1 protein-coding gene is annotated in these 924 nt (G+C 62.1%); it reads left to right on the forward strand.

The annotated features are described in order from the left end of the window. A partial coding sequence (locus F8N80_RS30895) for an AMP-binding protein (protein WP_150785336.1) occupies positions 1 to 924 on the forward strand: 924 nt, incomplete at both ends.

Below are 924 nucleotides of genomic sequence, written 5' to 3' on the forward strand. Positions count from 1 at the left end.
TGACTGATGAGGCGACCTACAAGGCCATGTACCAGCAGTCGGTCGTCAACCCGGACGGCTTCTGGCGCGAGCAAGCCAAGCGCCTCGACTGGATCAAGCCTTTCACCACGGTGAAGCAGACGTCTTTCGACGATCACCATGTCGACATCAAGTGGTTCGCCGACGGCACCCTCAACGTGTCCTACAACTGCCTCGACCGTCATCTGGCCGAGCGCGGCGATCAGGTCGCGATCATTTGGGAAGGGGATGACCCTGCCGAAAGCCGCCACATCACCTACCGCGAATTGCATGAACAAGTCTGCAAATTCGCCAACGCCCTGCGCGGCCAGGATGTGCACCGCGGCGACGTGGTGACTATCTATATGCCGATGATCCCCGAAGCCGTGGTCGCCATGCTGGCCTGCACCCGGATCGGCGCGATTCACTCGGTGGTGTTCGGTGGGTTCTCGCCGGAAGCCCTGGCGGGCCGGATCATCGACTGCCGCTCCAAAGTGGTGATCACGGCCGACGAAGGCCTGCGTGCCGGCAAGAAGATCTCGCTCAAGTCCAACGTCGATGACGCGTTGACCAACCCGGAAACCAGCAGCATCCAGAAAGTCATCGTGTGCAAGCGCACCGGTGGCGACATCAAGTGGAACCAGCATCGCGACATCTGGTACGAAGACCTGATGAAAGTGGCGGGCAGCGTGTGCGCGCCGAAAGAGATGGGCGCCGAAGAAGCGCTGTTCATCCTGTACACCTCCGGCTCCACCGGCAAGCCCAAGGGCGTGCAGCACACCACCGGCGGTTACCTGCTGTATGCGGCCATGACCCATGAGCGCGTGTTCGACTACCGTCCGGGCGAAGTCTACTGGTGCACCGCCGACGTCGGCTGGATCACCGGCCACACCTACATCGTCTACGGCCCGCTGGCCAACGGCGCGA

Origin of the sequence: Pseudomonas fluorescens, from assembly GCF_902497995.1 — a bacterium.
GTDB lineage: Bacteria > Pseudomonadota > Gammaproteobacteria > Pseudomonadales > Pseudomonadaceae > Aquipseudomonas > Aquipseudomonas fluorescens_BK.